The organism is Vibrio sp. MarTm2 (genome assembly GCF_027587055.1).
Taxonomy (GTDB): domain Bacteria; phylum Pseudomonadota; class Gammaproteobacteria; order Enterobacterales; family Vibrionaceae; genus Vibrio; species Vibrio sinaloensis_D.
The window spans coordinates 1-6,791 of the sequence record NZ_JAPPTK010000026.1; the positions used below are offsets into that span (position 1 = coordinate 1).

Annotated in this window: 8 protein-coding genes; 2 read left to right on the forward strand and 6 right to left on the reverse strand. The window is 43.9% G+C overall.

All coding sequences use genetic code 11. The features are described from left to right. From OH458_RS21665 to OH458_RS21675, 3 genes are all read right to left on the reverse strand, one after another. Positions 1 to 572 (reverse strand): hypothetical protein (locus OH458_RS21665; protein WP_269979815.1); only part of this gene is annotated, 572 nt, incomplete at its 3' end. A gap of 138 nt (positions 573 to 710) precedes the next feature. Continuing rightward, positions 711 to 2,591, reverse strand: coding sequence for a hypothetical protein (locus OH458_RS21670; RefSeq protein ID WP_269979816.1), 1,881 nt, complete (start codon positions 2,589 to 2,591; stop codon positions 711 to 713). A gap of 22 nt (positions 2,592 to 2,613) precedes the next feature. Then, positions 2,614 to 3,939: a DNA polymerase gene (locus OH458_RS21675; protein ID WP_269979817.1), complete on the reverse strand. Its 1,326-nt coding sequence runs from the start codon at positions 3,937 to 3,939 to the stop codon at positions 2,614 to 2,616. 260 nt (positions 3,940 to 4,199) lie between these two features. Here OH458_RS21675 and OH458_RS21680 point away from each other — a divergent pair, with 260 nt between their 5' ends. Next, positions 4,200 to 4,838, forward strand: a complete 639-nt coding sequence (locus OH458_RS21680; protein ID WP_269979818.1) for a helix-turn-helix domain-containing protein — start codon at positions 4,200 to 4,202, stop codon at positions 4,836 to 4,838. A 90-nt stretch (positions 4,839 to 4,928) separates the two neighbouring features. On the opposite strand, the gene OH458_RS21685 is transcribed toward OH458_RS21680, so the two are convergent. Together OH458_RS21685 and OH458_RS21690 are read right to left on the reverse strand one after the other, a co-directional pair. Beyond that, a complete protein-coding gene (locus tag OH458_RS21685; RefSeq protein WP_269979819.1) occupies positions 4,929 to 5,120 on the reverse strand; it encodes a hypothetical protein in 192 nt (63 codons plus the stop codon). A gap of 12 nt (positions 5,121 to 5,132) precedes the next feature. After that, positions 5,133 to 5,417, reverse strand: a complete 285-nt coding sequence (locus OH458_RS21690; RefSeq protein WP_269979820.1) for a hypothetical protein — start codon at positions 5,415 to 5,417, stop codon at positions 5,133 to 5,135. A gap of 119 nt (positions 5,418 to 5,536) precedes the next feature. Between OH458_RS21690 and OH458_RS21695 the strand changes: the two genes are divergently transcribed. Beyond that, the gene (locus OH458_RS21695) at positions 5,537 to 6,154 is read left to right on the forward strand and encodes a DeoR family transcriptional regulator (RefSeq protein ID WP_269979821.1); all 618 of its coding nucleotides are present in this window, start codon (positions 5,537 to 5,539) and stop codon (positions 6,152 to 6,154) included. Between the two features lie 44 nt (positions 6,155 to 6,198). On the opposite strand, the gene OH458_RS21700 is transcribed toward OH458_RS21695, so the two are convergent. Further along, positions 6,199 to 6,660 (reverse strand): hypothetical protein, encoded by a 462-nt coding sequence (locus tag OH458_RS21700; RefSeq protein ID WP_269979822.1) that lies wholly within the window; start codon positions 6,658 to 6,660, stop codon positions 6,199 to 6,201. Positions 6,661 to 6,791 lie beyond the last annotated feature (131 nt).

Here is a 6,791-nt window from a genome sequence, read left to right on the forward strand (position 1 = left end):
TATGCGACTGATATGCCACTTGCCTCCAAATCATTTAAAATTGCATCGATAGCACTAAAGTAAAAATCTTCTTTCGGCTTCTCAACTTCACAAAAGTAGTCATAAAACGTAAGGGCAGCCAAGCAGCATGTCGCTCCACCAAATATTTCTATCATCTCACCTTTAGAAAGTGTGGAAGATGCACTTAAATATGCGTAAGCCTCGTACACCGATGAGGGTATTCCTTTCGACGTTGCTACATCAAACTCACAACTAAATGTCTTAGGTTCAACTCCTTTCCAGTCAACAACACTATGTAACTGAATAATGTTATTGTCTCCCGTAGTGGTCAAGTATGTATATATGACGTGGTGCAAGTCATATTGGGTTGGTTGAAAATGCTTGCCAGTATCAATGACTATACCAGAGGCACTGCCATCAAACTCAAATGAGCAAACCGCTTCAATACTTGGGGAGATGTCGATGTTAAGGCTTTCGCTCTTACGGCTAACGTCTTTAATCAGCTCACCTACAAAAGTCATATCGACCACTATTTCTGCTGGAATTACTGGGTTCTGTTCTGTGTTCATCATGGTTTAGTCCTCTTTAAAAATAGCTCCTAGAGATGACCTTCAACCATCTCTAAGATACTCTGTATTAATATCGAAATGGTATGTCGCCCTGTTGGACGACTAGATTGCGCAAGGCTGAAAAGTGGGGAAAAAGGGTGTTCAGCCAAGGAAGTCAGATACTTCCGCATCGACTTCTTCCTGAGACATTTGGGACCAGTCAGGTGCTCCGCCCAGCTTAAATTCAGACTCTTCGCACTCTTCCACCAGAACGCCCATATTCTCCTCGTCAAACAACTCTATTTCTCCTAGTAGCTCGCCTTCATCGATCTCGGGTAGCTCTTCAACGTAGTAGTTCTCTTGGGTTGGTTCAACCATAGGCTCTGGGCTTTCAACGCTTGGAACAGCCTCCATACTAGGTGCTGTTACTTCGGTTTCCGGTTGTTCTGGTACTGTTTCTGGAGTAGCCACAACAGCAGCAGTGTCCATTACTCGTAGCGTCAGTTTTCGTCCGTTCGTACCTCGTGTACCACCAGAAAGCACCTCAATACCCTGCTTTGCTAGCTGTTCCTTTATGCGGTTAAGTTTGCCTGTCAATGCTGAAGCATTTTGAGGCCAGTTACGAGGTAGACGACGCATTCCGGCCAATATCGCACTCATTAGCGCCTTATGAACCTCAGTAGGACCACCAGAAAACTGCTTACGCTGTTGAACTACATTCACGATACTCGCTAGAAACTCATCGTGTTCTACTACCTGTTGATTCAACGCATTTTCCTGCGCCTTGTTTACATATTGCTGAACCGACTGGTCTTTTATGCCCGCTGCTTTTTCAAAAGCAGCCAACCAAGTGTTGAAATCAGCTGCTCGGTGCTTTGCAATAGGCTGAACCTGATCCATTAATGTCATAGCCTTTGCAGCTATTTCCAACAACCAAGTTTGAGCTTGCGGCAGTACTGGGTCTAACTTCCGGAATATTTCCGTATCACTTGCATACACGACCTTTGGCTTGCCAGCTTTAACAAACAAAGCTCTAGTGCATAGATCATATTGCTTGGGAAATGAAATTGCGGTCATTATCAGAGGTTGGTGGAAGCGAGTGTCAACAATATCCGTATTAGTATGAAGGCGACGATCATCCATCGTGCCTCCTGTAGCAACACTACATAACAAGTTAGACATGCGATCGCTAATTCCACCGCAGTTATCGAAACACATCACATAGTTTTTAGATACTATCGCAACTAAATCTCGGCCGTCTTTTGGCTGGCCTTTCACTGTGTTTTCGCCTAAACCTAATAGCTTTGTAATCAGCCGTGCCACGGTTGTCTTACCAGTACCAGCATTGCCATGTAGATACAAAATAGGAAATGTCAGTCCGTTAGCTCTCGGGTGAGAAACGATGTAGGTCACATATGCCATGATTAGCCAAAACTGATTCTTGCTAAGGTTACTGAATAGTTGCATCAAAGTGTCTGCAATACTGTCATCAACAACATGGTGAGCATCGTACTTCAGACCACCATTTTGAGGCGCATATTTGAACGTGATACCAGTGGGTGCATCAACTTCTGATATTTCACCATTACTCAACACTAACGCTTTACCATCTATTTCATTAGTGTTCAGCACAACGCCTTGAGTCGGATCAGAACCATCTAAGTATTCGTTGTAGGAGCTAACGCTGACCTCATGAGCATCAATAGAAGCGCACAAGCTCATCGCATTGATTACTTTTTTTACGTCCGTATCCAAAAGTCCTTTTGCACCAACTGCTTTGGCGACGCTAAAGATGAAGCCAGAAAACTGCTTACTTTCTAGTGGAACACTGTAGTTCACTGCTCCACTAGCTATGATGAAAGTTGGCGATTGTTCATCATTAGCAATCATGCAGTTGGCTGTCTTTTTGACAGCATCGGTCAAAGCATCACTCAAGCTGCCGTCGCAGTCCTTTAACGCTTCCTTAGTATTGCCTACAACCAATGGAAAAATCTGGTCAAACAGTGTCTTAGCTACTTGCTTACTTTTTACTCTTACTAGCATGGTTAAATCTCCTGATTATTAATTAATGGTTATTTGTTTCGTGATATTCGCAATCACAACGTAGGCGGTATCCTTCTCCTAGCACCTCCTCGGAAACATCCGCCATAGTCTTTTCAACTAAGGAGAATGCCTCTGAGTCAGTAGCTTGGGTCTGGATGCCTACGCAGTCGTGAATAGCGAAAATGAGTGGTACGTTCATTGTCTCTAGCTTGATGCAGAGCTGGCGGAGCATGTGACTGCATACCGCCTGAACGTAGAAATTTCGGATTGTTGTAGCTCTCGTGTCTGCGGCGACGGTTCTTCGAAATCCGTAAACTTCTGCGAAACCTTGTTTCACCGCCTCCCTCACTTTGTCATCGAGATACGCATCGACCTTCTTGAATATGATGCGTAGTTCCCGATCCCAGATTGCCGCCACTGTCGGGCTGACACTGAACTTTTTAGCTATGCCACGCGATGTGATACCGTACAGGTGTGCGATACACAGACGCTTGAAACGTACTCTATCTAACTCAGTGAAAACCTTAGAGCGTGATTGCAACTCTAGGTACAAGTCTCCGTTTTGGTAGGCAGACCATAGTGCATGGTCGCCAGCCAATGCCGCGAGTGATGCTGGTTCCTGAGAACAGTAATCCAGCACAAATATCTGTTTTCCCTTTTTGGGATAGAGCAGATGGTTGCGAATTGGCTTTGACAGATAGTTGAACGAAGCGCCCTTTGGTGCTTCTCTACCTGTTGAGGAGCCGAATGGGTTAGGCCATTCATGATGCTTACCTCGGAAATCAACATTGAACCGCAATACATTTCTATACCGAACGTACATCATTGCCATGTACATTCGCTGGGCGAGTTCTACGTTGATCGTTTTCAGTTTTCTTCTTTCTATCACCAACGTGCCATCTGGACTCCTCGGCCAGAGTGTTAGCTCTGGACCTGAGAGAAAAAAGGCAGGGTCACCCATCACCTGTATGCGGTTCTCATCATCAATGCTGAGAAGTCCCATACTTATTAGATGCTGGAGATTCGCCTCACCAGTTTCTAAGCTCCGTTGGTATTTCATCAATCGACCGATATGTATCGGTATGCCTCGATGATAGCGACGAACACAGCTTTCTATGTACGCTCTGTCGTCGCTGCCACCAAGAACATCCATATCTCCTACCAGTTCTTCCAGCTTTGTAGTGAGGAAGTCTGATGGAGGTTCGAAGGATTTGTATTGGTTTAACCAATCCTCCAACCGTTCGGCTTTGATCCGATTCCTTATCGGTTTACATGCTGAGATGTGTTTCGCTTTCGCTAGAACCATTCCTGAGCGGAACAGCTCCTCAGCTCTTACTTCACTTAGCATCTCTGCTAGCCCCCTATTTGTTGATTACAACAACTCACACTGACCACGGACGTAAACGCTAGACCTTTACCAAATTTTTAAAGAGCAATTACAAAAAGTCTCCTTTTAGTTGACTTTTTATGTGCTCATCATAATCGATACTTTTTTATAGTCAACGAAAAATATCAACTTTTTGGATACTTTTTTACATGGATGGGTTTTGAGATACATTAATTAGGTGCTAATATTAGTGAACTTGAGGTGTTGAATAGGTCGCAATGATGGAAAAAATTAAACTATCGAATTTAACTACTTGGTCTAGTGTGTGCTCATCACTAATCAGGGAATTAAGGGTTTATGGCCCTGAGTTTGTTCTTCATGGTAGAGATGTAGAAAAGATCTTTTCTGATTGCACTTACTCGCAACATCTTGTCGCTCAAGAACTCCATATGACTAAAGCAGCCTACTCCAAGATTGAGAATGCTGATGTGGTCGTAAATATCTTCCACATAAGTGCGATATGTAAAATTTTCAGCATATCTGCAGTGGACTTCATGAGCGCGGTAGAAAGCAAAGTGAAAGATTTGGAGAAAGCAGGGATAGAAGTAGAATCAAGCAAGCTACCGTTTCGCTTAGATATCATACGATATTCAGCAAAGCTCCAGGAAAGAACTTCAGCCATATACAACAATAAGGTGCGAGAGCTTAAGAAAAATAAGACCTTCTCCATGTATTCAGATGAGCAGCTTGCGGAACTAAAAGAGGAATGTAAACAACTTGCCTACCAAGAATTAGAAGAAAAACAGAGCTTTGAATGCGCACTGAAAGAATACGAAGATTCAATAGAAACGAACAAAAAAAAGCCGAGCACGGGAAAGAGTGCTGTTCAGTTCTTCCGAATTGATAGCAGTCGAAAGTAGTTTGCCAATTTTCCGCGACGGCGGCGGCTGTCGTCGCTGTCGTGCTACCCCAAAAAAAGCAGAGTTCCTCACTCTCTGCTTTAGTTCTAGCTAGTCTTCTAGCACTTCATCGACTATTACCCCAGCGATGAAACCGAGTACCCCACCAGAAATGATACCTGCGACGCCGAACCTAGCGCCAATGGCAGCGCCGACCTTAGCAACTCGGAAACCCGTATCCTTTCTGGTTTTAGGCGTTGAGATTGGCTCAGGGTAGACGCTGGCTTTCCTTTTCTTTGGCATTGTTCTTCTCCTTTACTTAGATGCCTCTTGAGACATCTTCGGTGAATTCATGGAACATTTTGACTCATCGGAAACCTGACCATTTAGAGTCCCGCATACGTCAGCAGTCCAATGAGCCAAGATCCCTGCGATTGGTGTAGATTGTGGAGCCGCTTTGCCATTCCAGTGTTTTTCTAACTGCTCTTTTGTTAGTGATGGGCTTCCGCCTCGGCTACCACCACCGCCCCCTTGTGCCATTACCTGAATGGATGAGGCTGATACGATTAGTGCGATGAGAAGTGTTGTTACCTTTTTCATTGGTTTTCCTTTTATTAGGTTTGTTTAGTGGTTATGGAAGCTATGACAACTTCGCTAACCTTATGAATTTATGTTGTAAATAATCTCGCCATGCATTGAGTTACGGTGAGAAATCAGAATTGCGTAGAGCGAAAGAGAAGGGAAAACACGACCGATTAGCTAGACGATTAGGCTTGATACTGACTCGCCTGAATACTGGCGAGAAGCTGTATTCCGATGAGCTATGTCGTGAGTTTGGAGTATCTGAAAGGACTATTCGGCGAGACTTCACCGAACGATTGAACTACTTACCTATCGAGCATGATGATGGTTGCTATTACCTTGATCCTAAGCTTTTGGGCAGATTGAACAGTCATTCGTTTTTGTTACTGCTTTCAAATATGGGTTTGAAATCTCTGTTCTCTGGTCGGGATTACCTATCTACTGGTATCTTAAACAGCGGTTCTACCCCACCATTCTTATTCCGAAATCCATGGGTGGAAGCTATCGATGATTTTGCTTGTGAGTTCGAGATTTTGATCGAGGCGATCCAATTGAAGCTCATTGTTGCCTTTACTTGTGAAGGTCAGCATTACGATGAGATGCATTGCTACCGATTGTTGAATGATGCAGGTATCTGGTACTTGCTTGCGACTAGCTCAGGTCAATTGCATCGGTTTAGAGTGGCGAATATTTCCGAGTTAGTGCGCTACGATACTAGATATATTCCTGATCCTAGTATTGCTACTAGAGTATGATTTCTCTCTTGTACAGCTTACTTAGCATTTGGATCATGGTGATCTTAAAGCTTAACCAACTTCATTAGATCCGCTTTGACCTTGTCGTATTTCTCTCCTTTTACGTGTAGATACATTGATCCCTCTGCTTTCTGGGCTAACCCTAATGCTCGGCATATTGAAGCGCAGAATCCCTGATTGTTTGCTGAGCCAGAAGAATACAGAGTCCTATATATCTGGCTTTTCCACGCCCTATCCTGTTGAGATTCGATGAGTGCGAACAGGCTAGTTATGGGTATCCACTGTTTAGAGTGTAATCCTGCGCCTCCTGTCTGCCCTGCTATTCGAAAGTAGAGTTGCTTTTCTTCATCATGGAGGGCAATTTCGTATTGCACCTTACCTACTGATTTTGAGCCTAGTTTGTCTGCTTCCCCCTGTTTTACTAAGTTAGCGAAATGGTTAGTTGTTCCTGTCTCTGGTCCTGTTTCCGGTTCTGCTTTCTTGTTACGTGTTTTACGTTGGGTCATAGATATCCCTCTTTCCCTTACCTTAGAAACTAGAAAGCCCTTACGGTTACTAGTCCGTAAGGGCATTTACTTAGCATTAATATAAGTTTGATTGAGAGCTTATTACTTTAGAATTCGTCCGGTAATTTCCG